This window comes from Asticcacaulis sp. P2_B1 (assembly GCF_056404915.1).
The window spans coordinates 594,149-619,107 of record NZ_JBFUDD010000003.1; the positions used below are offsets into that span (position 1 = coordinate 594,149).

A 24,959-nucleotide genomic window follows, 5' to 3' on the forward strand; every position below is an offset into this window, starting at 1 on the left:
CCATCATTGTATCTTTACAGCCGCCTTCTCATATCTGAGCCATCCCATCAGGCCCATTCGAGGAGTTAGAAATGAGCGAATCCGGCGTCGATACCGACAAGAAGGTCGGCCACGAACTGTCCAAGGTCCTGGCCGACAGCTTCACCGTTTACCAGAAGACCCACGGCTATCACTGGAACGTCCGCGGTCCCAATTTCCGCGGCCTGCACCTGCTGCTCGAAGAACAATATAACGAAATCTGGACCTCGATCGACGAGATCGCCGAACGCATTCGCGCGCTCGATCAATTCGCTCCCATGGGCCATGGGGCGCTTGGCAACCTGACCTCGATCAAGGACGGCGACCCGACGCTTTCCGCACCCGATATGCTGAAGGATCTGATCGACAGCCACGAAACCGCCATCGCCACCCTGAAGGCCGCCGCCAAGGTCGCCGATGCCGCCGGCGACCTGTCGACGACCGACCTGTGCACCGTCCGCATCACCGCTCACGAAAAGCACCGCTGGATGCTGAAATCGACCCTGGCGCACTGATCACATCCATATCACGTCATTATCACGCATCCGTGATAATGTGATTGGACAGGCCGGCCGAACCATGATGGCCTCCATCGCGACAGGTGGGGGACATCATGCTTATTTTGCGCCGGACTTTGACTGTTTTCGCGGCCTTTTTGGTGGTCTGTGTGCTGCTGGGCGTGATCACCGCGCGCCACGGCGACCGGGCGCTTTATCCGGGCAAAGGTGACACGGTCACCGTCTATATTCTCAATAACGGCTTCCATACCGATATCGCCTTGCCGGCCGATGAGGTCGCGCGCCATGGCGGCGTCCTCGCCCAGGCCGGCCGCGCTGCCAACGGCGCCCCGTGGCAGGTCTATGGCTGGGGCGATCTCGGCTTTTATAGCGCGAAAGGTTTTTCCGTGGCGCGTGCCTTCGACGGCTTGCGTGCCCTGTTCGTGCCAGGCAATCCGTCGGTTATCCGCGTCTTCGGCAGCGACCGCCGCCCGGACCTGGCCTATGAAGGCGTCACGGCCGTCACCTTGTCGCGCGCCGGGTTTGACGCCATGGCTGCCCATATGGACGCATCCTTTACCACCATGGCCGGTGCGCCGGTGGCAGCCCCCGTCATCGCAGATGAAGCCTTTTTCATGAGCCCCGAGCACTTCTCTATTGCCCGGCTGTGCAACAACTGGACGTCCGATCAACTGTCCGCGGCCGGTTTGAAGACGGCGCCTCTCTTCGACGGCTTGGCGCCGATCCTGGCGCTCGATCTACGCCTGCGCGACGGAGTCAAATAGGGGCCAATATCGCCTGCACTTAAGCCAAGTTCCCGACGCCGCGGAGATTTCAGCAACCGAAATCCCAAACCCGGTTTCCCTCACCAAAGTGGCGTGTTACCGTCTCACCAGGCATTATGGAGGCGGCTATGCGGCGTATTGCACTGGTCATTGTAACCGGCTTGGGGCTCGTCTGCGGACCCGCCCACAGCGAGGTCACCCGGGTCGAAGTCATCGAGCAAAAGCCTTTTGCTGGCGGGCGCACCTTCGGTCAGGCCGGTGCCTATGAAGAGGTCAGGGGTATCGTCCATTACTCCGTAGACCCGAAGGCCGCCTCGTCCCAGACCATCGCCGACATCACCCTGTCGCCGACCAATGCCGACGGCAAGGTAGAATTCTCCGGCCCCTTCCTGCTTCTGCGCCCGGCGGACCCGGCCAAGGCCAATGGCGCCACCCTGATCGAGGTTCCCAACCGTGGCGCCACACAGATGCGGGGCATCTTTTTCGACGCCGACGCCTGGAAATTGCCCGATCCCGGCTCGCCAAAATTCCTTGCCGCGACGCCTTTCGACCGCGGTTTTACTTTGGCCTGGGTGGCCTGGCAGGGCGACCTGGCCCCCGATCACATGGGCCTCAGCGTACCGACCGGCACGGGCCACGGACCAGTCCGCATCATGTTCGACGCCACCGACCTGAAGAATAACGAGCTCGATCTGAACGCTCCCGGCAATTACTGCGCAGCCAGTCCACAAACCCCGGCCATCGTCAAGGTCATGACCTCCCTGACCGATCACGGTGCTACCGTCGACCCGACAACCTACCATTTCGACCACATGGCCGCCGGGATGTCGACGCGCGATGCCTGCACCTTGCATTTCGACGGCCCGCTGGCTGAAAACGAGTTTTACGAAGTGACCTTCGAAGCCGCGCCGGCCCGGATTATGGGCCTCGGGTTGGCGGCGATCCGCGACTTCGGCGATGCCTTGAAGGGGCGCGGCCCGGCTTCGGTCCTGACCGAAAGGCCCGGGGACGCGTCGCAATTGCTGGTCTACGGCTATTCGCAAAGCGCCCGCTTCCTGCGCGACTACCTCTATCGCGGTTTCAACGCTGATGATCAGGGCAAACGCGTTTATGACGGCATGATCATTGCCGCCGCCGGCGCCGGCCGCGGCAGTTTCGATCATCGCTATGCCATGCCGGGTGAGGCTGGCAATTCGGTCCTGTCCTTCCTGCGTCCGGTCGATCTCTTCCCATTCAGCGATACGCCGGAAAGCGATATTGACGGCCAACGCCGTGAGGGCATTCTTGACCATACCCGGTCGCAAAACGCGATGCCCAAGATTATAGAGACGTTCAGCTCGTCCGAATACTGGGCGCGTGTCGGCTCGCTGCTGACGGTCACGCCCGACGGCAAGACCGAACTCCCCCTCGACCCGGACGAGCGTCTGTATTATTTTCCGTCGACAGTGCACGCCCCGCGTTACCGTATGGACGCCGAAACTGCCAAAATCACCGGCTTTCCGCACTACAATTTCAATTTCGACATGATGGATGCGATGAACGCCCTGCTGGTCAATTTGCAGGCGTGGACGCGTGACGGTACCGCCCCGCCGGAATCGAGATACCCCCGCTTAGGCGACAGCCTGGGCCCGGCCAGCGCTATTGTCATGCCAAAAGTACCTGGCCTCGACGTCCCGTCTGGCCCGCCGCCGGTGTGGCAACTCGACTTCGGCCCGGACTATGCGACCCAGGGCATCATCACCCAGGATCCGCCCGTCGCCGGCCAGCACTACACGCTGCTGGTGCCGCAGGTCGACAAGGACGGTAACGAACGCGGCGGCTGGAAAGGCGTCAGCGCCTCAGTTCCGCTCGGCACATTTACCGCCTGGACCAGGCCCAATCCTCTGGCCTATGCCAGGTTCGGCCTGCTAGCGGGCTTGAACGGCGGCTTTCTGCCATTCGCCCGAACGAAGGCCGAGCGCCTGGCTGCCAACGACCCGCGACCGTCGATCGAGGAACGCTACGGCGATCGCGCCGGCTATGAAGTAGCGGTCTACAAGGCTATCGACGAGGCCATAGCCGACCGCATGCTTTTGCCGGAACAGCGCATGGCCTCCCACGATTATGCCATGCGCGAATGGGATCGTGACATCGACGGCAAGATCCTTCCGCCGCCGGTTTACTGATAGACTTCGCGGCAGTTTTCCAACATAGCGTGCCCATGGTCTTTATCACGCCCCGCATCTCGGTTCCGGACGACGAACTGCACGAAAGCTTCGTGCGGTCTTCGGGCGCCGGCGGCCAGAATGTTAACAAGGTGTCGACCGCCGTCGAACTGCGCTTCTCGATCTTCGAGAACCTGACCATCCCCTATGACGTCAAGCAGCGCTTGATCAAGCTGGGCGGCCGCCGCGTCACCCAAGAGGGCGTGCTGATCCTGTTCGTGCAAACCCACCGCACCCAGGAAATGAACCGCAAGGCGGCCGAGGCGCGCTTCGTCGAACTGCTGCAAAAGGCCGCCGAACCGCCGCCGCCGCCGCGCATCGCCACCAAACCGACGCGCGGCGCCGTCAAACGCCGACTTGTCGCCAAGACCATCCGCTCCACCGTCAAAGCCAACCGCCAGAGACCCGATGACGACGACCTTTAACACCCGCCGTGCCACGTCCGACGATGTTCCCGCCATCCTGGCCGTTTACAAGGCCGCGGCGCGGCAGGGTAACGGTATCCTGCGCCGTGAAGACGAGGTGACCGAGGCCTATATCACCCACAATATGGCCAACAGCCTGGCGACCGGCCTGTCGATCCTGGCCGAACGCGACGGCGCCTGTGTCGGCGAATTGCACGGCTGGGCGCGGCCGGTGCGGCAACTGGCCCACGTCCTTTCCGACCTGACCATCGCCGTCGATCCGGCGGTGCAGGGGCAGGGCGTCGGTCGACTATTGTTCGAAAATTTCATCGCCACGGTCAGGCGCGACATGCCGCATATCCGCGTCATCGAGCTCTATTGCCGCGAGGACAATGTTCGCGCCATCGCCCTCTATGAAGCGATGGGCTTCGTCCTGGAAGGCCGCCTGACGAACCGCGTCGCGCTCGACGACGGCACCTATAAGGACGACCTGCTTATGGGGCTTCAGTTAGCCTGACGTCATCCGGCAGCAAGGCCTTTGCAACGACGGGTTCGGCCTTCAGCAGGCTCTTGCGGACATTATTCCAGGCCAGGCTGTAGGTCAGGATGACGATGACCAGACAGAAAAAGCGGATATCGCTGTGATAGATCTGGTCGATCATGCGCGCGCCCAGGCCGACCCCGCCGCTCAGCGCGCACAAGGCCCAGACCTTCAAGGCCAGGCGCGCATGGCTGGGGTCGCGCCGTTGCAGCCATAGCTGATAGAGATGCTCCTTGTGCGGCCGCATCAGGTTCTTGCCGCGGCGGGCGCGCGCCGCCAGGGTCAGGACGACATCGACCAGCAATGGCGCCAGCAGGAAGCCGCCGAACCACACCGAGCCGACGCCGTAGGCCTTCAAAACCAGGGTCGCGCCGGTGATCAGCGCACCGCCGAACAGCGAGCCGGCATCGCCCTGGAACGCCTTGGCGTGCTGGGGATTGCCGGGCGGCAGGTTGAACGGCATGAAGCCCAACTGGGCGCCGGCGACGCAGATGCAGATCAGCAGGATGATGCCGAGGAACGATCCGACTATGCTCAGCGGCGCCATTAGCAGGATCAAGCCGGCGAAAACGAGCAGGGCGATAGTCTGGGTGCCGAGCGCCAAGCCGTTCGAGCCGTCCATGAAATTGATGGTATTGATGCCGAGGACCAGCCAGGCAGCGCTGCCCAAAAGGCCGATGGGCGGCCAAAGATGGACGATCATGCCGGGGCCGAAATCGAGCAGGTTGACGCGGTAAAAATAGGCGAAACCGATACAGACTGCGACCTGGAAGCCCAATCTGAGCTTGGCCGGCAGGTCGATCAGGTCGTCGACCGCGCCCGACAGGCCCATCAGGCTGGCGAAACCGAACAAAAAAGCGCCGTCGCGCCAATTGCCCGGAATATCGTGTCCGAACAGGGCGATGATCACGGAGATGACCAGGCCGGAGGCGGCCATCAGGACCAGCCCGCCGCTGGTCGGTGTCGGATTGTCATGCGATCCGCGGGTGCGCGGGATATCGACCGGGCCGCCCTTGATAACCAGGTACGATAGAGCCGCCGCCACGACCGCCGATGCCACCAGCGCGCCCAACAGCAGCGCGGGCGAAATCAGCCATGTCATTTGGGTACTGCTCATGCCCCGGAACTCTTGTTTAAATAGTGATGGGACATGGGTTGACGACCTTCAACCCGGTCGCCCCGCCACGACCATGAATTAAAATAGGCACTTAAAGGCAAAAAAATAAAGTCTCGATATGCCGCGGTGCGTCACTCAAACTTCGCAGCGCGGCATATCCGTCGCTTGTTATAACCATTCGGCGTGGAAAAGCCAGCCAGCTTCCCATTGCAGGGCGGCAGAACCTCCGCCCTTTATTTCAGCGCGGCACAAAAACGCTGAATACGCGAACAGGCCTCGGTCAGCACCGATTCCGACGTCGCATAGGAGATGCGGAAGAAGGGCGACAGGCCGAAGGCCGCACCGTGGACGACGGCGACTTCTTCGGTCAACAGCAATTCGCCGGCGAAGTCTTCGTCATTCATGATGATCTTGCCCGACGGCGCCGCCTTGCCGATACAGCCGGCGATCGACGGATAGACGTAAAACGCGCCTTCTGGTTTCGGACAATGGATGCCCTTGGCATTGTTGAGCATGGCGACGACCAGGTCGCGGCGCTTCTGGAAGGTGGCGGCGCGCGGGGCGATAAAGTCCTGGGTGCCATTGAGCGCTTCGACGGCGGCCCATTGCGCGATCGAACACGGGTTCGACGTCGATTGCGACTCGATCTTCTGCATCGCCTTGATCAAGGGCTCCGGGCCGGCGGCATAGCCGATGCGCCAACCGGTCATCGAATAGGCCTTCGACACGCCGTTCATGGTCAAGGTGCGGTCGTACAGCTCCGGGGTCACCTGAGCGATGGTGGCGTATTCCATGCCGTCGAACAACAGATGTTCGTACATGTCGTCGGTCAGGATCCACACGTGTGCGTGGCGCTTCAGTACCTCGCCCAGCGCCTTCAGTTCGGCGGCGGTATAGACGGCGCCCGACGGGTTGGACGGCGAGTTTAGCAGCAGCCACTTGGTCTTGGGCGTGATGGCGGCTTCCAGGGTCTCGGGCCGCAGCTTGAAGCCGGTTTCCATGCCCGCGACCGCAAACACCGGGGTGCCGCCGGCCAGCAGCACCATGTCGGGATAGGAGACCCAGTAGGGGGCGGGGACGATGACTTCGTCGCCGGGGTTCAGCGACGCCATCATGGCGTTATAGATGACGGGCTTGCCGCCCGGCGCCACGTGGACCTGGGTCGTCTTGTATTCCAGGCCGTTCTCGCGCTTGAACTTCTCGACGATGGCGGTCTTCAGCTCGGGGATGCCGTCGACGTCGGTATAACGGGTTTCACCGCGCTTGATCGCCTTGATGGCGGCGTCGCAGATATTTTCCGGCGTGTCGAAATCCGGCTCGCCGGCGCCCAGCGAAATTACCTTCTTGCCTTGCCGGGCCAGTTCCCGCGCCTTGGCGGTCACGGCCAGGGTGGGGGAGGGCTTTACGCGCTTGAGGGTATCGGATTCGATGAAGGTCGCCATGGGATCTGCTCCGGAGTGGGGAGGGGGCCAAATTCGCAGGCCTCTCTTGAACGGCCCCCTCTTTAACTGCCATCGCGCATTTGTCCATGGCCGGGCGGCAAAAAAGCTTGCGAAACGGCATGACTTGTTCCAACTGTCGCCGCAAAAGCATATAGCGCCGTGATGACCGAACAAACTGAACATTCCTGGCATGACCGCTGGCGGCGCCTGACCGGCTTTTTCACGCATCTCGATGCCAAGGCCGTGCGCGCCCTGTGGATCAGCCTGGTGCTGCTGGCCTCGGTCGTCGGCGTCTTCCTGATCGGCAAGTCGGAATGGGGCCAGTCCCTGACGCTGGCCCTCGAAAACTGGATGAAGGCCTACCAGAATTCGCCGATGGCGATTGTCATCGTTATTCTCGTTTTTTGCGTCTCGTCCCTGTTCGGGGCGCCGCAATTCGTCCTGATCGCCGCCTGCGTCGTCGCCTTCGGCCCGCTTTGGGGCTTTACCTATAGCTGGGTCGCCACCGTCATCTCAGCGGCGATGAACTTCTATATCGGCCGTTTCGCCGGCTCCGGCGTATTGCAGAAGGTCGGCGGCAATCATCTCGCCAAGTTTTCGCACTATATCGGCAAGAACACCTTTTCCGCCTCCTTCATCATCCGCAACATTCCGTCGGCGCCGTTCATCGTCGTCAATATGGCCTTTGGAGCGGCCAGGGCGCCGTTCCCCAGCTTCATTGCCGGGTGCGCGCTCGGTATCCTGCCCAAAACCGCCCTGGTGGCGCTGTTCGGCACCTCCTACACGTCGCTGATGAAGGGCGGAAACTGGAAAATGGCGGTCGGCATGGCGGCGCTCGCCCTGGTCTGGCTGGGCCTGATGTTGCTGGCGCGGCACTTCTATCAGCGTGCCAAGGACCGCGGTTGAGGGCAGGCGAGGGCGGCGGCGACAGCCTGTGAATTCCCGCTTGCAAACAGAAATCGAATCCGCTCCGCGTCACGGAAAATTGCTATAAGAAATAATGATGACAATTTATGTGATGGCCTTCGTGATTTCGTAAAATAACAAGCGAATCCAATGGATTAACCTTTTCCCCCACGGGTTGAATCCATCTTTTTTCAGACAGGCCCCATAACCCCCTTGAATTTGGTTTCAGATAAGGGCAAGTGAGTGCTTTCCGGCATCTTCAGCCCGTTGATTCAAAGCCGTTGTGCCTTGATGATGCGGACATCTATCCGGACCACTCGACACCCAGCGCCAACTTCTTCGCTACCAAGGTAAGTACCCCAAAATGTTCAAGTCCTTCTTCGGCGGTTTTTCCAACGATATTGCCATCGACCTTGGTACAGCCAACACTCTGATCTACATGAAGGGCCGCGGCATCGTGCTGAATGAGCCGTCCGTTGTCGCGTTGCGCAATGTCGGCGGCCGCAAGCTGGTCCACGCCGTCGGTATCGAAGCCAAGCAGATGCTGGGCCGTACGCCCGGCCACATGGAAGCCATCCGCCCGATGCGTGACGGCGTCATCGCCGACTTCGAAGTCGCCGAGGAAATGATCAAGTACTTCATCCGCAAGGTGCATAACCGCAAGGGCTTCGTGAACCCCAAGGTCATTGTCTGCGTGCCGTCGGGCGCCACCGCCGTCGAACGCCGCGCCATTAACGATTCCTGCCTCAACGCCTCGGCCCGCCGCGTCGGCCTGCTGGATGAGCCCATGGCCGCGGCCATCGGCGCCGGCCTGCCGATCCACGAACCGACCGGTTCCATGGTCGTCGACATCGGCGGCGGCACCACCGAAGTCGCCGTCCTCTCCTTGTCGGGTATCGTCTATTCGAAGTCGGTCCGCGTCGGCGGCGACAAGATGGACGAAGCCATCACCAACTTCATGCGCCGCAACCATAACCTGCTAATCGGCGAAACCACCGCCGAACGCATCAAGAAGGACATCGGCACCGCCCGCGTCCCGCACGACGGCGAAGGCATGGCGATCGACGTCAAGGGGCGCGACCTGATGCAGGGCGTGCCGCGCGAAGTCCGCATCTCGGAACGTCAGGCCGCCGAGGCCCTGGCCGAACCGGTTGCCCAGATCATCGACGCCGTAAAGGTCGCCCTCGAAGCCACACCGCCCGAACTGGCCGCCGATATCGCCGACAAAGGCATCATGCTGACCGGCGGCGGTGCCCTGCTGCGTGGCCTCGACATCGAAATCCGCGATCAGACCGGCCTGCCGGTCTCTGTCGCCGAAGACCCGCTCTCCTGCGTCGCCATCGGTTGCGGCCGTGTTCTCGAACACCCGCGCTGGATGAAGGGCATTCTCGACGCGACCATGTCGTAATAAGGTCGAAGAAGAGCAACAAAAAAGACTAGAATCACGGCTATATAAAAAGCTCTCCGGCCTCAGGAACAGTACAGCGTGTCATACGGGGACAACAACAAGCACTTCGAACATCTGAAACTGCCCATGACCTGGGCGGTGATGGGCATAGTCGGCTTCGTCTGCGTTGTCGCGGCGCTGTTGTTCCTCGGCGACCGCCGCGAAGCGGTCGAACCCGGCTCCTACGCCAATCGCGACGGCTTCGATACCGTCGCCGGCGTGCCGGACAAGATCCTGTCGGCGCCGGTCCACGTCGTCGGCGACGGTACCAACTGGCTGGACGATTATCTCTTCGCCGTCCGCGAAAACCGCATCCTCAAGAAAAAGGTCGCGCTGCTGCAGCAGGACCATGATCGCATGGTCGAGCTCCAGGACGTCAATTCGCGCTACGAAAAGCTGCTCAATCTGCGCACCGAGCCGCCGGTCGAAACCGTGACGGCGCGCTCCGTTGCCGTGTCGCGCGGGCCGTTTTCCAACAACCGCCTGATCGATGCCGGCGCCAACAAGAAGATCTCTTTCGGCTATCCCGTCATCACCGACCAGGGGCTGGTCGGCCGCGTTGTAGGCGTCTCGCCCGACGTGTCACGCGTCCTGATGGTCACCGACGTTACCAGCAAGGTTCCGGTCATGATGCTGCGCTCCGACGGCCGCGCCATGATGGACGGCGACGGCGGCGGCTATCCCAAGCTCGACTGGGTGCGTGGCAAGGACAGCGTCCGCGTCGGCGACCAGATATTGACCTCCGGCGACGGTGGCGTCTTCCCGCGCGGCCTGCCGGTTGGCGAAGCGGTCAAGGGCGTCGATGGCGTGTGGCGTGTTCGCCTCTATTCGAACCGTTCGGCGATCGACTTCGTCAAGGTCCTGTTGTTCCACGATTTCTCGCAGCTCCCCAATGCCGACGCCCTGCTACGCAGCCCGCCGGTCAGCGACATCCTGCCGCCGCCGCCCATGCCGGCGGTCCAGACGGGGACATCTTCAACCACGTCGTCTTCGGCTGCGGCTTCCGCCAGTTCGGGCGCTGCGGTGAAGACCACGACGCCCGCCGCCGCCGGCGCGTCATCGTCAACCGTGGCCAAGCCGCCGGTAAAGCCCAAGCCCAAACCCGTTACGCCCAAACCCACTACGTCCAAGCCTGTTGAACCCGCTGCCACCCCAGCGTCCGCCTCGACGCCCGAGCTCAAGCCGTTCACCCCGCCCGCCACTTCTTCCAGCGTAGGGGGCAAGCGATGAAAACGCCTTTTGGCGGGTTCGGCGGCGGAGGACTCAGCAGTGGAGGGACGGGCAGTGCCGTTAATCGCGGCCTGCGCGGCGGCATGGCGTCGAAAATCATCGGTCCGTGGGATTGGATCATCGCTCCGGCCCTGCTCAGTATCGTTCTAACCATCGTTCTTGCCACGGCTTTCCAGCCTTTCGGCTTCTATTTGCCCGAGCCGGTATCGCCCCTGATCCTGGCCTTCGCCTGGCCCCTGATCCGTCCGTCCTATTTCGCGCCCTTCGCCCTGGCGGCACTGGGCCTGTTCCTCGACTTCTTCTGGGGGGCGCCGGTCGGCTTCTGGACGCTCAGCCTCATGCTGGTCTATGCCGTTATCGTTCTGGTGCGCACCTGGATCATCGGCCAGGAATGGATCGTCGTCTTCGGCTGCTTCCTGCTGACCGAACTGATCTTCTTTACCTTCGCCTCGATCCTGATGACACTCGACGCCGGCGCCGTGCCACGCCTGTGGGGTGTGTTCGAACAGGCGTTTGCCACCGCTCTGCTGTTCCCTTACATCCTCTATCTGCTTGAAAAGTACGTCCACAGCGACGTGCGGTTCAGTTAGGAAGGGAGGAGCAAATGGCCGAACCTTCCATCGTCTTTACCGATGTCAATGAACGCCAGGGCATGTTCACCCGGCGCGCCTTTCTCATGGGCGGCACCGTGGCCTTCGGCCTGTTCGCCCTGACCGGGCGCCTAGCCCATCTCCAGATCATCCAGGGCGGAAAATACCAGACCCTGGCCACCGCCAACCAGTTTAACTTTCGTTTGATCCCGCCGCCGCGCGGTAATATCCTCGACCGTAACGGCAAGCTGATCGCCGGCAACCGGCCGTCTTTCCGCGTCATGATCGAAGCCAACGAAGTCTCGAACATCGACGACACCCTGAACCAGCTGACCTATATCCTGCCGCAGACCGTGACCTCACGCCGCCGCATCCTGCGTGATATCAATCAGAACGAACGTTCGATCCCGACCATCGTCGCCGCCGACCTCAACTGGGAAGACTTTTCCAAGGTCAGTCTCTACGCCAACGATATCCCGGGCGTCGTCGCCGACATGAACGAACAGCGCGCCTATTATTACGGCGGCGCCTTCAGCCATGTCGTCGGCTATGTCTCCAAGGTATCGCAGAAGGATCTCGACGCCGAAACCGCGGATGACAGCGACTCCAAGCTGCTGCACGACCCCAGTTTCCGCATCGGCAAACAGGGCATCGAAAAAGCCTACGAACAGGAGCTGCGCGGCAAGGCCGGCGGCAAGAAGGTCGAAGTCGACGCCATGGGCAAGGTCGTCAAGGTCGACCTCGACGGCTCGGTGCCGGCGACGCCAGGGGCGGAAATCGTCCTCAATCTCGACGCCGATATCCAGCAGCGCGCCATCGAAGTCTTCGGCGAGGAGTCGGGCTCGGCGGTCATGATGAACATCCATACCGGCGAAGTCCTGTGCATGACCTCGTCGCCGGGCTTCGATCCCAACCTGTTCGTCTCGGGCATCTCGTCGGACGTCTATAAGCTATATTCCGGCTACGATCACCAACCCCTGCTCGACAAGGCCTTGTCGGCGACCTATCCGCCCGGCTCGACCTTCAAGACCATGGTCGCCCTGGCCGCCCTGGAAAACGGCTACGACCCGAAGACCACCCACACCTGCAACGGCGTCTTTCCCTTCGGCAACCACGTTTTCCACTGCGATTCCAGCCACGGCACGCTCGATCTGCACCGCGCCATCGTCACGTCGTGCGACGTCTATTTCTACCAATGCGCCCTGGCCGTCGGTCCCGACAAGATCGCCGAAACCGCACGCAATTTCGGCCTTGGGCAACTCTTCGACATCGGTATCGATGGCCAAAAGCGTGGCGTCGTGCCGGACAAGGCGTGGAAAAAGAAGTATTTCGAAAAGCGCCAACCGGATAATGTGCGCTGGCTGCCGGGTGAAACGCCGTCTATGGGCATCGGCCAGGGCTTCACCAATGTCAATGCCCTGCAAAACTGCGTCATGGTCGCCCGCCTCGCCAATGGCCGCAAGGCGGTCATGCCGAAACTGGTCAAATCGATCGGCGGCAAGGACGTTGCCTATCCTGAATTCGAAAACTTGCCGGCGAATTTTGCCAATGTCGATTTCGTCCGTGCGGCTATGGCCGACGTTGTCGCCGCCTCCGGCGGCACCGCCGCGCGCGCCGGCCAACTCAATCTCGGCCCCATTATGATGGCCGGGAAGACTGGCACGGCCCAGGCGCACACCATTACCGGCGGCTCACGCGCTACCTTGCACCTCGATTGGGAGAAGCGCGACCACGCCTGGTTCGTCGCCTTCGCTCCGGCCGACAATCCCAAATACGCCATGAGCGTCATCGTCCAGCACGGCGGTTGGGGCGCCTCGGCGGCCGTGCCCAAGGCACGCGAGCTGATGCGCCTGGCCCTGATCAAGGACCCGGAAATCCAAAAACGCATCGTTGGCCCGGTGACCGACACCTTCAACGCCACCGAACTGAATAAAGAAGAGGCCTCGGTCGCGGCGGCGGGCCCGATCGATGTCCCCATCGACCCGACCGACGCCAACGGCGCTCCCGCGCCCGTTCCAACTCTACCGACAGGGAACTGACCCATGGTTGACAGCGCCCTTTCACGCCCCGGACAACGCGAACGCTACGACAGCAAGCTCCTTCAGATCGACTGGGTGTTCGTGTCGCTGCTCGTCGTCCTGACCGGCATAGGCATATTGATCCTCTACAGCGCCGACGGCATGAAGTGGGATCCCTGGGCCTATAAGCAGCTGATTACCTTTGCCCTGTGCGTCGCCTGGATGCTGGGCCTGGCCTTGCTCGACCTGCGCGTATGGCTCGAACTCAGCTACTATATCTACGGCTTTTCGCTGCTATTGCTGATCGCTGTCATGTTGGGCGGCTCGATCCACATGGGCGCGCGGCGCTGGCTGGATATCGGCCCGATTGCGGTCCAACCCTCTGAATTCATGAAGCTGGCCATCGTCCTGGCCCTGGCGCGCTTCTACCACGAATGCTCCGCCAAGGACGCCAGCTGGTCGTGGAAACTGCTGATCCCGTGCGCGCTCATCGGCATGCCGGTCCTGCTGGTCATGAAACAGCCGGACCTCGGCACCGCCGTGCTGATCGCTCTGACCGGCCTGACCGTCATGATCCTGGCCGGCTTGAACAGGTGGGTGCTTGCCGCCGGCGCCATCATCGCGCCGATCGCCGGGTTTCTCGTCTTCACCTTCGCCATGCACGACTATCAGCGTGAACGCATCCTGACCTTCCTGCACCCGGAAGCCGACCCGTCCGGCGCCGGTTACCACATTCTCCAATCTAAGATCGCCATGGGCTCGGGCGGCCTCCTGGGCAAGGGGCTTGGCCTCGGCTCGCAATCCCAGCTCAACTTCCTGCCGGAAAAGCACACTGACTTCATCATGTCGGCGGTATGCGAAGAACTGGGCTTCGCCGGCGGCTTCATGGTCTTCCTGCTCTACGGCCTGATCATCCTGATGGCGCTGCGCATGGCGGCCCTGTCGCACTCGCACTACGGCCGCTTGGCCGCCGCCGGCGCCACCGCGACCTTTGCCCTCTATGTCCTGATCAACGGTGCCATGGTCATGGGCCTGTTCCCGGTCGTCGGCGTTCCCATGCCTCTGGTCTCCTACGGCGGCTCGGCCATGCTCATGGTCATGACCGGCTTCGGTCTCGTCCTCGGTGTCAAGGTTCACCGCTATCAGGAATTGCCCCGCCAAGCCTCCATTTTCGCCCGCTTCGAGTGAAAGCCAGGTCTTTGGCGATCTGCGTCGCAGTCTCGCTTGCAGGTACAATAGTACCTGCGACGCGCGCCGGCTAGCATCTCATCCAAATCTCTGGCTTTCACGCGCCAGCGCTGGAGACCATCTCCTCCCTTGCGAGCCTTCTTCAGGCGATGCGGGGGAGGTGGCGCGGCTCTCGCGCTCTTGGGCGCGAAGTCCGCGACGGAGGGGGCCTCTGAATTCACTCCGAATGCGATATAAGGTCGTTTTCACTGCGTCCGTGTAGCGGTAATATACAGCCTGTTATATTCAGCAAAATTTCTATTCGGAGTGCCGATTTTCTCGGAATTCGGCCCAAACTACTCCGAATCTCGCCGGCTACTTCGCCAATAGCCCCAAGGCGTCGTCCGCAGCTGAAACCAGGCCTTCCAATATGCCCGGATCGCTCGACGAATGGCCGGCCTTCTTGATCAGGTTGAACTTGGCTTCGGGCCATTTTTCATGCAGCGCCCAGGCTGTCGCCATCGGCGTCACGACGTCATAACGCCCCTGGACGATCCAGCCCGGAATATGGCGGATGCGGTCTATATTGTCCAAAACCCAGGTGTCGCTCTCGAAGAAGCCGCCGTTCGTGAAATACCAGCTTTCGATGCGCGCGAACGCCAGGGCGAATTCCGGATCGGAGAATTTCGACGCCGCCTCGCTGGGCCCTTCGATCGACAGGGTGTCCCCCTCCCAACCGCTCCACGCCAAAGCGCAACGCCGCGACTCGGCCTTGTCCGGCCCGTTCAGCCGCTTGGCATAGGCGGCCATCAGGTCGCCGCGTTCGGCCTCGGGAATCGGGGCGATAAACTTCTTCCAGATGTCGGGATAGACGTGGCTGGCGCCCTCCTGATAGAACCAACTTAGCTCCGACTTGCGCACCAGGAAGATGCCGCGCAGAATCAATCCCAGGCAACGATCCGGGTGGGTGAGGGCATAGGCCAGGGCCAGGGTCGAACCCCACGAACCGCCGAATACCACCCATTGTTTGATGCCCAGGCGCTCGCGCAGGGCCTCGATGTCGCGCACCAGGTCCCAGGTCGTATTGTCGGCCAGCGAAATGTCTTCCGAGGCATGCGGCGTCGACTTGCCGCAACCGCGCTGGTCGAACAAAACGGCGCGATAGCCGTCGGGATTGAAATAACAACGCAGGTTGGGCGAACAGCCGCCGCCCGGTCCGCCATGGAGAACGACGACCGGAACGCCCGCCGGATTGCCGCATTGTTCGTAATAGATGCGATGCTTGCCGCCCGTCGGCATATGGCCGCTGTCATAGGGCTCGATATCGGGATAAAGTCCGCGGGACGGCTGCGGCTTTGAATTGATAGAATCGGTCATGGTCTCTAGGTAAATACAGGCGGCTGAATATGCCGATCATCTAAGCCCCAAAATGTCCAAACTCACAACCGTTTTTAGGCTCACGACTCCGTTCCGCCAGGCGGTGTTCTATACCCTGCTGTTCGCCGGCACGGGCGCCTCCTTGCCATTTATGCCGCTATGGTTGAAGACGCACGGCATGACGTCCGGGCAGATCGGACTGATCCTGGCGGTGCCCTTGCTGTTGCGCGCGGTGACCGGGCCGCTCAGCGGGGTGTGGGCCGACCGCTTCACCCTTTACCGCACACCGATCATGATCCTGGCGGCGGGCGGCGCCAGCTTCTATCTCCTGATCAATCTCGGCACGGCCTTCCCGCCGGTCCGGTTCGCCGCCTATCTTGTGCTGTTTACCCTGGGTTTTAGTTGCGTCAACGCGGCCTCGCCGCTGATCGATGCCATGACCCTACAATTGGCAAGGCGCGACAGTTTCGCCTACGCCATTCCGCGCGCCGCCGGTTCGGCCGCCTTTATCGTCACCAATATCATCCTGGGCTTCCTGCTGGTCTTCCTGCCCTCGGACGCTATCGTCATTTGGATGATCGTCGCCGCCCTGGCGGCGGCGTTCGGCGCCCGTTACCTCCTGGGCGCCGAAGCCCGTGTCGACGCGCCTCTTGGTGATCAACCGCGGCCTTCCGGCCTGACGCGCGTCCTCTTCCTGATGCGCAACAAAGGCTTCGTCCTGCTGGTCATCGCCGTCGGCTGCATGCAGGCGGCCCATAGCTTCTATTACGCCTTCTCGACCATCATCTGGAAGGAACGCGGCCTGTCGTCCTCGACCTGCGGTTACCTGTGGGCGACAGGCGTTGCCTGCGAAATCGCCTTCATGGCGTTCGGCGAAGGCCTGCGCCGGCGCCTGGGACCCTGGCGGCTGCTGATCCTGGCCGGCCTCTGCGGTATCGTACGCTGGACCGCCATGATGGCCCTGCCGCCGGTCTGGCTGTTGTGGCCGCTGCAATTGCTGCACGCCATGACCTTCGCCGGAGCCTATCTCGCCGGCCTCGACCTCGTCCACCGCCTGACGCCGAAAGGCTATGAAGGCCTGGCCCAGACGCTCAATGCCGCCTATACCAGCGGGCTCATGCTGGGCATCGGCACCCTGGCCTCGGGTGCCGTCTATGCCGCCTTCGGCGCGCGTGGTTACGGCCTGATGTCGGGGATTGTCCTGGTAGGTCTTGCCAGCGCCGTCTGGCTCTATATCGAGCGCGACAAGTTGGTGGCTATCCCAACGGCCCATGATCTTGCCTCATAGGCCGTTGGCAGCGGGCAAGTGCCCGCCCGAGCCGTTGCGAGGAGCCATGCGGCGTTTGAGCTAAAAAAATACCAGCGATCATTCTTTATGATCGTTGGTATTAACCCCACAGTGCCGGCACCGGCGGATGCAGCATCGAGCCGGTAATCTCAAGCCCATGCTCGCGATCCTTCGCCAGCAATAACGGCCCGTCGAGATCGACGAATTCCACGCCCTGGGCCACGATCATCGCCGGCGCCATGCTGAGCGAGGTCGCCACCATGCAACCGACCATGATGCCGAGACCGGCGTCGAGAGCCGCCGCCTTGAGAGCTAACGCCTCGGTCAACCCGCCGGTCTTGTCGAGCTTGATATTGACGTGGCTGTAGAGCCGCGAACAGCGATCGAGTTCGGCGCGCGTATGTAGGCTTTCGTCGGCGCATAGCGGCACCGGGCTGTGATAGCCCTGCAATTGCTCGTCCTCACCGACCTTCAACGGCTGCTCGATCAGCTTGACGCCCAGGCGATGAAGCTCCGGCGCGATCTGCTGCAATTCCTCGAACGACAGGCCTTCATTGGCGTCGACGATCAACCGCGCGTGCGGTGCCTTGTTGCGGACGGCTTCGACCCGGTCGAGGTCATGGGCTCCGCCGATTTTCAGCTTCAGCATCGGCCTGCGGCCATTGACCGAGGCCTGGGCGCCCATGGCTTCGGGCGTATCGAGGCTGAGCGTATAGGCGGTCTTGAGAGGATCCAGCCGCTTCAGCCCGGCTGTCTGCCAGGCCGGGATGCCGGTGATCTTGGCGTTGAGGTCCCACAAAGCGCAGTCGACGGCGTTACGCGCCGCCCCGGCCGGCAGGATGTCGTAAAGCTCGCCGAAGCTCAGCTCGGTCTCGATCTTATGCCGCGCAGCCTCCAGATCGGCCAGCGACTGCTCCATGCTTTCGCCGTAACGCGGATAGGGGACGCTTTCACCGCGGCCTATATGGTTCTGGCCTTCGAGCTCGACATAGAGGACATGGGCCTCGGTCTTTGATCCGCGCGCAATGGTAAAGCGCCCGGCAATCGGGAAAGTATCGGCGCGGGTGGTGAGTCTCATATCAGGTCGCTGATGGCGGCATCGAGCAGGAGATAGGCGCGGCCGGTATCATTGGCCAATATCTCGGTCAGGGCGCGCGACGGGTCCTTCGACATCAGGGCGATATTGATCTGCTGGTCGTAGAAGGTGGCGAAGTCGTTGGCCTGCTGGCGCAGATTGACGTCGGAGACCAGGCGCCGCGTCAGGCGGCGGATGGCGGCCGGCGCCACGCGGCGGATGACCATGCGGGCGCCTTCATTGTCCTCGGCCATAATCGCGGAGACGGTTTCCTCGATGCGGCCGCGGCTGAGCAGGGCGGCGGCGTCGACACCCATGGCGTTGACCTCGTTGATCATGACGGCGTCGAGGCTATCGAATTCGGCGTCGAACGGCGGCTCGACCTCCTGGGCCGGCGGCTCATAGGTACGGACATTGGGCTGGGCTTCGGCGACGTTGTGGTTGCCGCCTTCCATGCCGTTCAGCAGGTCGCGCCACGACCAGCCGTCGGGCGTCTTTTGCGGGCTGGGTGCAGCCGGGCGTGCCGGTTGGGGGGCAGGCTGACTCAATGGCTGAGCCGCTGGTTGCGGGCCGGGCGAGGGACGCGTTTCGCTGCCCAGCGGCGACAGACGCAGGCGCGAATCGGCGGCCTGGCGCGGCGCCGCCTGGCTTGGGGCCGGCGTGGGGGTCGGCCGCGGCATAACGGGGGCGGGCGTCACCTCGCGGCGAGGCGTGGTGATGGTGCGGCCGTAATCGCGGTCGCGGAAGGTGTCGGCGCCGGCAGCGGCGGACGAAGACAAAGGCGTCTCGCCGGAAATCACGCCCATCAGCCGGACGGCTTCGTTGAGCATTTCGTAATTGCGTTTGACGCGGTCCTGGAAGGCCAGGTCGACGGCTTCGGTTTCGAGCGTCGCCTTCTTCGCCGCCGCCGTCATCGCCGCCAAACCGTCCTCGACGGCCTTGCGGATATCGTGCAGGCGATCCTGGGCCATCAGCGGCAATTGGTCGGCGCTCTGGGTCAGTTCCGTCAGGGCCTGGTTGACCTCATCGATCGTTTGACGCGTATGGGCGAAGCTCTGATCGAGCTTTTCGGCCGTCTGGTCGCCGGCTTCGTTGATCAGTTCGGCCGAATCCTCGATCAGGCGGCGCGCTGCGTTGAAGCGCGAATCGAAGACCTCGTCGGCCTTCTTGCTGGCTTCGAAGATCGTTTCATTGAGGCGGTCGACGCGGGCTTGCGCCGTCTGCGCCGCCAAATCGGCGGCTCGCTTGGCGTCGGCGGCGGCCACGGTCAATTGCTCCAGCGAACGCCGGGTCTCGTCGATCAGGTCGTCGCGGGCGTCGGCCGCCATGATCGAAATGTTCGACAGCGTGGCGTGGATGCGCGTCTCGAAGGCGGTGCGCTCGTTTTCGGCGGCGCCGTTGAGCGCGCTGAAATTCTCCTGGGCCGACAGGACGATGTCACGCAGGACGTCGATGCCGCGCGCCGAGGTCTCGCCGAGATCGACTGTGGCGACACGAGTGATCGACAGGGCTTCGGTCAGTTGCGCGCGCTGGTTTTCGATATGAACGGCGAAGTCTTCCTGGTCTGCACGCAGGCTGAGCGCCGCCGACACCAGGCCGGCGCGTTGTTGCGACAGGCCTTCTTCGACCGAACGGATCTGGTCGGACACGCCCGAACCGGCCGTTTCCAGGCGTTGCGTCTGGCGATCGAGGTCTTCGCTGACCCGGCGGGCGGTATCCGATACGTCGGAGGCAGCGCTCATCATTTCGGACGCGGTCGATGCCAAAGACGCCTCGGCTTCGCGCAATTGGGTTTGCGCCAGGTCCGAAGCGTCGGCGACCATGCGCGCCTGACGATCGACGGTTTCGATAATGCCGGTCGTCTGGATGCTCAGCGACGAACTGACCTGGCCGATGGCCTCGCGTTCGTGCTCCAGCGAGCGCGTGATCGCCTGGGTGGCGGCGCGCGCGATCTGGGCCGCGTCCTGGAGGCGGTCGGTTTCGCTCTTCAGCTTGTTGCTCAGTTCGGTAACATCGGCATGGGCCAGGCGCACGGCGCGTACGGCGTGGTCGACCTGGCTGCGCAGGGCCTCGACCAGGGCGGCGGTTTCCGTGGCCGCCGAGGCCGCCGGAGCCAGCATAGCGTCGGCCAGGGCCGCGGTGCGTTGCGATTGCCGCGCCAAGGCGGCGGCATTGCGCAAGGCAAAGGCCGAGGCGAAGATCAGGGCAACCGGGAACAGGGCCAGGCAGGCGACGACCGCCAGGTTGAAGGGTTTGAGCGCAAAGGCGCCGATATCGCCCTGCGCACCCAGGATGAAGGCGGCGAGCGCGCAGGCCGGCAGCAGGCTGACCACGGTGACGGCGCCCCAGAAGATGCCGGGCGAGGTGCCGGTCGCCTTCATCACGCCTTCGGGTTCGACCTTCAGGGTGCTGAGGTCGCGGCGCGGGCTCTCATTGTCCTTGGCTTTTTTCGGCGTCTTGGCCTGGGTGGTGCGCGCCGGCGGCGTCACCTCCGGCGGCGGCGTGAAATGCAGGGCAGGCTCGGGCTTGGTTTCTGGAATGTCGAAATCGCTCGCCGTTTCATTCCCGGCCGTTTCAGGTTGCGCTTCGGCCGTCGCCGAGGTGAGGGGCGCATCGAGAATATCCTCGGCCGCGTCTTCGGTCGTTTCTTCGCTCACGGTTTCCCGCCCAGTCTTGCTCTGGCTCTTCAATTTGGGCTCGGTCAAATTCAGCGGTGGGCGTCGTGATCTCATTCAAACAATCCTGTGACCCGAATTCTTTCGGCGATCCGGGAGCCAGGCACAGTTCTCCCATCGCGCGAAAGCTAGCCTTAACGGACTTTTTTAGCAAAGGATTTTGTCAGATGACGGCGTGAATCTCTGGCCGCTTCTTTGGCCGCTTCGTCAGGCGCTGTGGCGGTCGGCGGGCGGTTGCGCCATCACCGGTTCGGCAGGGGTTGCGGCGTCCTCGGGACGGGCGACCGGGTTATCTTCCGAATCCGGCTTCATAGCGTCCGGACTCCCCGCATCTGGACTTATCGTGCTTTCGCTGTGGCTTTGGGCGACGACGGGCGCAGGGGTCGGCATATCGCCCAGGGCAGTGCCATCGGACGCGCCGAAATGCTGGAAGGCGGCTGCCATCAGGAAGACGATGAAGGCGCAGATCATGTCAAAAAAGGATGACATTGCCGGGGTTCCGCTGCTGGGGAGATGACGAATCAGGTGCACGCAACGCGCGGCCGCCACCGCAATCGCAGCATTGCCTGAGGACTTTGGAGGTTGCAATGGAAACGGTTAACCGCCCGCGGATTTGGCTTCCCTTGCGGCAATTTCGCCACGGGGTTTATTCGGTTGCTGGACCGTAGCGATTATCGCTTGGGCGACCCTCGGCGCTCAAATTCCACGCCACGAAAATATTGTACAGCACCAGCAGGCAGGCCAGGCCGAAGCCGATGCCCTTGTAGAAAAAGACCTGGACATAGGGCTCCAGCAGGCCGGGCAGATTATAGATCAGCGACCAGAATCCGCCGGCATAGAGAATCTTGACCACGGCGTAACCGGCGTAATAGAGAGCGACCAAGCTGAACGCCATGACGGGAAAATAGAGGATCCCCGACAAGCCGCGATCGTGCAGGCGCCGGATCGACAGCTGGGCATAACGGTATTGCAGGTAGAGCAGGGTCGCCATGACCACGGCGGCGACCACGCCGGTGATATAGACGTGACTGCGGGTGAAGTTGAAAATGACAAGAACGACGGCAACGATGGCGACCAGCATGCTGAAGCTCATCCAGCCCGTGGCTTCCTTATAGGCGCGGCGTCCCAGCCGTCCCCGCGTATTCCATGCCAGACTGATCATCCCGTCCCTCCACGCGTTCTGTTAACCAGTTTAGGGCCGCAACGGCGTTATGTAAACTCTTGCTTCGGGGCATTTGCGTGCCGGCGGGCTGTGCTTTAAGACCATGCATCTTAATCCCTGGATCCACCATGACCTGCCCGCCCGTCGCCAGCCGCACAGATGTCACGCTCGGTACCCTGGCGGAGGCCGTGGCGGGCCTCGATAAGCCGGTTATTTTCAAAGGTGTCGCGGCTTCATGGCCGATCGTCGCCGCCGCGGAAACCGCATCCGGCCTGATCGATTACCTGAAGGCGCGCGACAACGGCAAGCCGGCCACGACCTTTCGCCAAACGCCCGAAGGCGACGGCAAGTTTTTCTACGGCAACGACCAGAAAACCCTGAACTTCGCCCGCGCCGCCATACCCATGAGCCTGACGCTGGACCGTTTGCGCAGCCTGTTCGGCCAAGCCGGCGCCGAGCACATCTATATCCAGTCGGCGCCGCTGAACGAGCACTTGCCGGCGGCGAAAGCCGAGAATGTCCTGCCCGGCATCGCCGCAGAGCCGCGCATCTGGATCGGCAATCGTTCGACCACCCAGGTCCATTTCGATCTTTATGACAATCTCGCCTGCATGGTCGGCGGCCATAAGCGCTTTATCCTGTTCCCGCCGGATCAGACGAAGAACCTCTATATGGGGCCGTTCGACACCACGATTTCCGGCGTGCCGACGGCCATGGTCAACCTCGAAAACCCCGATTTTGCGGTCCATCCGCGGTTCCGGGAGGCGCTGGAGACCGCGACCGTCGCTGATCTCGAACCGGGCGATGTCCTGTTCATTCCCTATATGTGGTGGCACCACGTCGTCTCGGACGGCGACTTCAATGTCCAGATCAACTACTGGTGGGACCCGGCCGTTGCCGCCACGGGCCAGCCGATGCAGGTCCTGATCCATGCCATGCTGTCCCTGCGTGACTTACCGTCCAACCAGAATGCCGCCTGGAGGGCGATGTTCGACCACTTCGTCTTCCACCAAAGCGATCCGATCACCGATCACCTGTTGCCCGAGGTGCGCGGCATCCAGGGCGATCTGACGCCCGAGCAGCGCGCGGCCATCCGCCGCCAGCTCGGCAAGACTATGCAGGATTAGCCTTCGAGGTTATGGGCCTGGGGGCGAGCGTCGGCAACAGTGCGGCGGCCATAACGATTTTCACCTTTGGTGCCGGGGATAAACAGCAGCAAGAGACTGAAAACGACGACGACGGCCATCAAGCTGTTATCTATGGTCGTGATGTTCTGGCTCAGTGCCGGCGGCAGCAGGGCAGGCGGAGTGAAACCGACATAGAGGGTAAAGACCAGTTCGACAAAGCTGAAAAGGGCAAGAACCGCCGGCAGATTGAGATCGTGCAGACGCTTGGCGCTCACGCAAAACTGACCATAGGCCAGAGGCGCCGTCAGGACGATCTGAATGAGGACGACGACCGGCGCGGGCAGGCCATTGAACATGCCCATGATCGTGCTGATGGCAAATCCAAGACACACGCCGAATATGGCCACCAGCATGCCACCCACCAGGAAGTCCATGCGATTGATACTTCCGCGGGGATGGAAAAGGTCTTTCAAAGCCAACCTGCCCATGATTGCTCTCCTGTTCAGCGTATAGATGGAAACGGTTTAATCATCACTTCCAACCGTCGGAAGGTGTATAAAGCGGGTCTTCGCCGTAACGATTGTCACCACGCTCCCCCGGCGCCAGCAGGAGATAGGCGCCGAAGCCGATGTTGGCGTCCCGTGCCAACTCATTCAAACCTTTCTCCAGGATATCCAGCCATTCGGGCGCAGCGCCGACTTGGCTTACAATTCCAGCAACCAGTCCCACCGGCATGCCGATGATGAAAACCAGCGCGATAGCCGCCGGCAGCCCCAGATCGTGGAGTCTCTTCGCGTGCAGGCAAAAAATGCAATAGGCGAGCGCGAGCATGACGAGGCCGCTTACCAACCACATTGCTACATTACTGCCGGACCCGTGACGGGTCGAGAATGACCAATCGCGCAAAGCCAAGCCGATTGGCAGCAGGAAAAAAAACGTTAGAGCGAAATAGACAACAAGACTGGCAAAATAGGATTTGCGGCACAGGCGCCCGTAAGGACTGAGCCATTGCTGCCACGCTGGAAAAAGTACGGCAAAGTTCATCTGAGTCCCCCTGTGTAGAGGTCAGCAGACCGCAATCACCAGGCGAAGTCAATCAGCGTCCGTTATGGCGTTCGCGCAGAACGTCCAGCACGGCCTCAAGCGTCGTTTCGCGCGCCATCAACAGCACGCTGAGGTGATAGAGCAGGTCGGCCGCTTCATTATGCAGTTCGTCGAGATCGCCCGCCCGGCCGGCCAAGGCGGTTTCCAGCCCTTCCTCGCCGACCTTTTGCGCGATCTTGGCGACACCCTTGGCCATCAGCCGCGCCGTATAGCTGTCGGCCGGCGGCGCCTTGGCGCGCTCCTTCACGACTGCGGCGAGATGGCCCATGAAACCGATACCGGGCGCCGTCTCCGTGCCGAAACACGAGGTCGTCTTGGTGTGGCAGGTCGGACCATTCGGCCGGGCATAGACCAGAAGGGAATCCTCATCACAGTCCGTCAGGATATAGCTGAGTTCCAGGGTGTCGCCCGAGGTTTCGCCCTTGCGCCACAACCGGTCTTTCGAGCGCGAAAAGAAGGTCACGAGCCCGCCCTTCAAGGTCGCGGTCAGGGCCTCGGCGTTCATATAGCCCAGCATCAGGACCTGCAGGGTATCGGCATGCTGCACGATCGCCGGCACCAGGCCGTCGCCCTTGGTGAAGTCGATCCGCGCCACATCGGCAACGGTCAGCGGATTGGGCAGGTGATGGGCTTCGGGCATTAGAAACTCTTTTATTGTGCTTTGGCTTGCGACAAGGACCCCACCACCACGAGCCATTCAGGACTGCATCGACTCGGAGTCGGCTCGCGGTCCCCCTCCCCGGCAAGCGGGGAGGTTCACAGTCTCCTTGATCCTCCCCGCTTGC

General features: G+C 62.2%; 23 protein-coding genes. 13 read left to right on the forward strand and 10 right to left on the reverse strand.

Going from position 1 to position 24,959, the window contains the following annotated elements; genetic code table 11:
* The first annotated feature begins 71 nt into the window (after positions 1-71).
* The 5 genes from AC1DX3_RS11780 (at position 72) to AC1DX3_RS11800 (ending at position 4,425) form a co-directional block, all read left to right on the forward strand.
* Positions 72-533, forward strand: coding sequence for a Dps family protein (locus AC1DX3_RS11780; RefSeq protein WP_476989473.1), 462 nt, complete (start codon positions 72-74; stop codon positions 531-533).
* A gap of 98 nt (positions 534-631) precedes the next feature.
* Positions 632-1,300: a DUF2459 domain-containing protein gene (locus tag AC1DX3_RS11785; RefSeq protein WP_476989474.1), complete on the forward strand. Its 669-nt coding sequence runs from the start codon at positions 632-634 to the stop codon at positions 1,298-1,300.
* Between the two features lie 128 nt (positions 1,301-1,428).
* The gene (locus tag AC1DX3_RS11790; RefSeq protein WP_476989475.1) at positions 1,429-3,465 is read left to right on the forward strand and encodes an alpha/beta hydrolase domain-containing protein; all 2,037 of its coding nucleotides are present in this window, start codon (positions 1,429-1,431) and stop codon (positions 3,463-3,465) included.
* A 35-nt stretch (positions 3,466-3,500) separates the two neighbouring features.
* Complete coding sequence (arfB, locus tag AC1DX3_RS11795; RefSeq protein WP_476989476.1) at positions 3,501-3,929, forward strand: alternative ribosome rescue aminoacyl-tRNA hydrolase ArfB; 429 nt, start codon at positions 3,501-3,503, stop codon at positions 3,927-3,929.
* A complete protein-coding gene (locus AC1DX3_RS11800) occupies positions 3,913-4,425 on the forward strand; it encodes an N-acetyltransferase family protein (protein WP_476989477.1) in 513 nt (170 codons plus the stop codon). Before arfB ends, AC1DX3_RS11800 begins: the two co-directional genes overlap by 17 nt.
* Here the strand turns inward: AC1DX3_RS11800 and AC1DX3_RS11805 are convergent.
* Positions 4,403-5,566, reverse strand: a complete 1,164-nt coding sequence (locus AC1DX3_RS11805) for a glycosyltransferase family 4 protein (RefSeq protein ID WP_476989478.1) — start codon at positions 5,564-5,566, stop codon at positions 4,403-4,405. The two genes, AC1DX3_RS11800 and AC1DX3_RS11805, sit on opposite strands and share 23 nt — an antisense overlap.
* Positions 5,567-5,799: 233 nt before the next feature.
* A complete protein-coding gene (locus AC1DX3_RS11810) occupies positions 5,800-7,008 on the reverse strand; it encodes a pyridoxal phosphate-dependent aminotransferase (protein ID WP_476989479.1) in 1,209 nt (402 codons plus the stop codon).
* Positions 7,009-7,170: 162 nt separating this feature from the next.
* Between AC1DX3_RS11810 and AC1DX3_RS11815 the strand changes: the two genes are divergently transcribed.
* The 6 genes from AC1DX3_RS11815 (at position 7,171) to rodA (ending at position 14,387) form a co-directional block, all read left to right on the forward strand.
* Positions 7,171-7,914: a TVP38/TMEM64 family protein gene (locus AC1DX3_RS11815; RefSeq protein ID WP_476989480.1), complete on the forward strand. Its 744-nt coding sequence runs from the start codon at positions 7,171-7,173 to the stop codon at positions 7,912-7,914.
* Positions 7,915-8,278: 364 nt separating this feature from the next.
* Complete coding sequence (locus AC1DX3_RS11820) at positions 8,279-9,322, forward strand: rod shape-determining protein (RefSeq protein ID WP_476989481.1); 1,044 nt, start codon at positions 8,279-8,281, stop codon at positions 9,320-9,322.
* Between the two features lie 78 nt (positions 9,323-9,400).
* On the forward strand, positions 9,401-10,591 hold the full coding sequence (gene mreC / locus AC1DX3_RS11825; protein ID WP_476989482.1) for a rod shape-determining protein MreC: 1,191 nt from the start codon (positions 9,401-9,403) through the stop codon (positions 10,589-10,591).
* The gene (locus tag AC1DX3_RS11830) at positions 10,588-11,181 is read left to right on the forward strand and encodes a hypothetical protein (protein ID WP_476989483.1); all 594 of its coding nucleotides are present in this window, start codon (positions 10,588-10,590) and stop codon (positions 11,179-11,181) included. The genes mreC and AC1DX3_RS11830 overlap by 4 nt, the downstream gene beginning before the upstream one ends.
* Positions 11,182-11,195: 14 nt before the next feature.
* Positions 11,196-13,220: a penicillin-binding protein 2 gene (gene mrdA / locus AC1DX3_RS11835; protein WP_476989484.1), complete on the forward strand. Its 2,025-nt coding sequence runs from the start codon at positions 11,196-11,198 to the stop codon at positions 13,218-13,220.
* A 3-nt stretch (positions 13,221-13,223) separates the two neighbouring features.
* Positions 13,224-14,387 carry a rod shape-determining protein RodA gene (rodA, locus tag AC1DX3_RS11840; RefSeq protein ID WP_476989485.1) on the forward strand — a complete coding sequence of 388 codons (1,164 nt, stop codon included), beginning with the start codon at positions 13,224-13,226 and terminating at the stop codon, positions 14,385-14,387.
* A 354-nt stretch (positions 14,388-14,741) separates the two neighbouring features.
* On the opposite strand, the gene pip is transcribed toward rodA, so the two are convergent.
* On the reverse strand, positions 14,742-15,743 hold the full coding sequence (gene pip, locus AC1DX3_RS11845) for a prolyl aminopeptidase (RefSeq protein ID WP_476989486.1): 1,002 nt from the start codon (positions 15,741-15,743) through the stop codon (positions 14,742-14,744).
* Positions 15,744-15,795: 52 nt separating this feature from the next.
* Here pip and AC1DX3_RS11850 point away from each other — a divergent pair, with 52 nt between their 5' ends.
* A complete protein-coding gene (locus AC1DX3_RS11850; RefSeq protein ID WP_476989487.1) occupies positions 15,796-17,031 on the forward strand; it encodes an MFS transporter in 1,236 nt (411 codons plus the stop codon).
* A gap of 100 nt (positions 17,032-17,131) precedes the next feature.
* Here the strand turns inward: AC1DX3_RS11850 and dgcA are convergent, their stop codons facing one another.
* The 4 genes from dgcA to AC1DX3_RS11870 all read right to left on the reverse strand — a co-directional run bounded on the left by dgcA (position 17,132) and on the right by AC1DX3_RS11870 (position 21,943).
* Entirely contained in the window at positions 17,132-18,109 is a 978-nt protein-coding gene (dgcA, locus tag AC1DX3_RS11855) for an N-acetyl-D-Glu racemase DgcA (protein ID WP_476989488.1), read from the reverse strand.
* The gene (locus AC1DX3_RS11860; protein ID WP_476989489.1) at positions 18,106-20,838 is read right to left on the reverse strand and encodes a tipN; all 2,733 of its coding nucleotides are present in this window, start codon (positions 20,836-20,838) and stop codon (positions 18,106-18,108) included. Before AC1DX3_RS11860 ends, dgcA begins: the two co-directional genes overlap by 4 nt.
* A gap of 150 nt (positions 20,839-20,988) precedes the next feature.
* The gene (locus AC1DX3_RS11865; protein WP_476989490.1) at positions 20,989-21,270 is read right to left on the reverse strand and encodes a hypothetical protein; all 282 of its coding nucleotides are present in this window, start codon (positions 21,268-21,270) and stop codon (positions 20,989-20,991) included.
* A 157-nt stretch (positions 21,271-21,427) separates the two neighbouring features.
* Complete coding sequence (locus AC1DX3_RS11870) at positions 21,428-21,943, reverse strand: DUF805 domain-containing protein (RefSeq protein WP_476989491.1); 516 nt, start codon at positions 21,941-21,943, stop codon at positions 21,428-21,430.
* A gap of 128 nt (positions 21,944-22,071) precedes the next feature.
* On the opposite strand from AC1DX3_RS11870, the gene AC1DX3_RS11875 reads away from it, so the two are divergent.
* The gene (locus AC1DX3_RS11875) at positions 22,072-23,070 is read left to right on the forward strand and encodes a cupin-like domain-containing protein (RefSeq protein WP_476989492.1); all 999 of its coding nucleotides are present in this window, start codon (positions 22,072-22,074) and stop codon (positions 23,068-23,070) included.
* On the opposite strand, the gene AC1DX3_RS11880 is transcribed toward AC1DX3_RS11875, so the two are convergent.
* The 3 genes from AC1DX3_RS11880 to hisIE are packed head-to-tail and all read right to left on the reverse strand — an operon-like array spanning position 23,067 to position 24,814.
* Positions 23,067-23,558 carry a DUF805 domain-containing protein gene (locus AC1DX3_RS11880; protein WP_476989493.1) on the reverse strand — a complete coding sequence of 164 codons (492 nt, stop codon included), beginning with the start codon at positions 23,556-23,558 and terminating at the stop codon, positions 23,067-23,069. The genes AC1DX3_RS11875 and AC1DX3_RS11880 overlap by 4 nt on opposite strands.
* 43 nt (positions 23,559-23,601) lie before the next feature.
* Entirely contained in the window at positions 23,602-24,114 is a 513-nt protein-coding gene (locus AC1DX3_RS11885) for a DUF805 domain-containing protein (RefSeq protein ID WP_476989494.1), read from the reverse strand.
* Positions 24,115-24,166: 52 nt separating this feature from the next.
* Complete coding sequence (gene hisIE / locus AC1DX3_RS11890) at positions 24,167-24,814, reverse strand: bifunctional phosphoribosyl-AMP cyclohydrolase/phosphoribosyl-ATP diphosphatase HisIE (RefSeq protein WP_476989495.1); 648 nt, start codon at positions 24,812-24,814, stop codon at positions 24,167-24,169.
* Positions 24,815-24,959 lie beyond the last annotated feature (145 nt).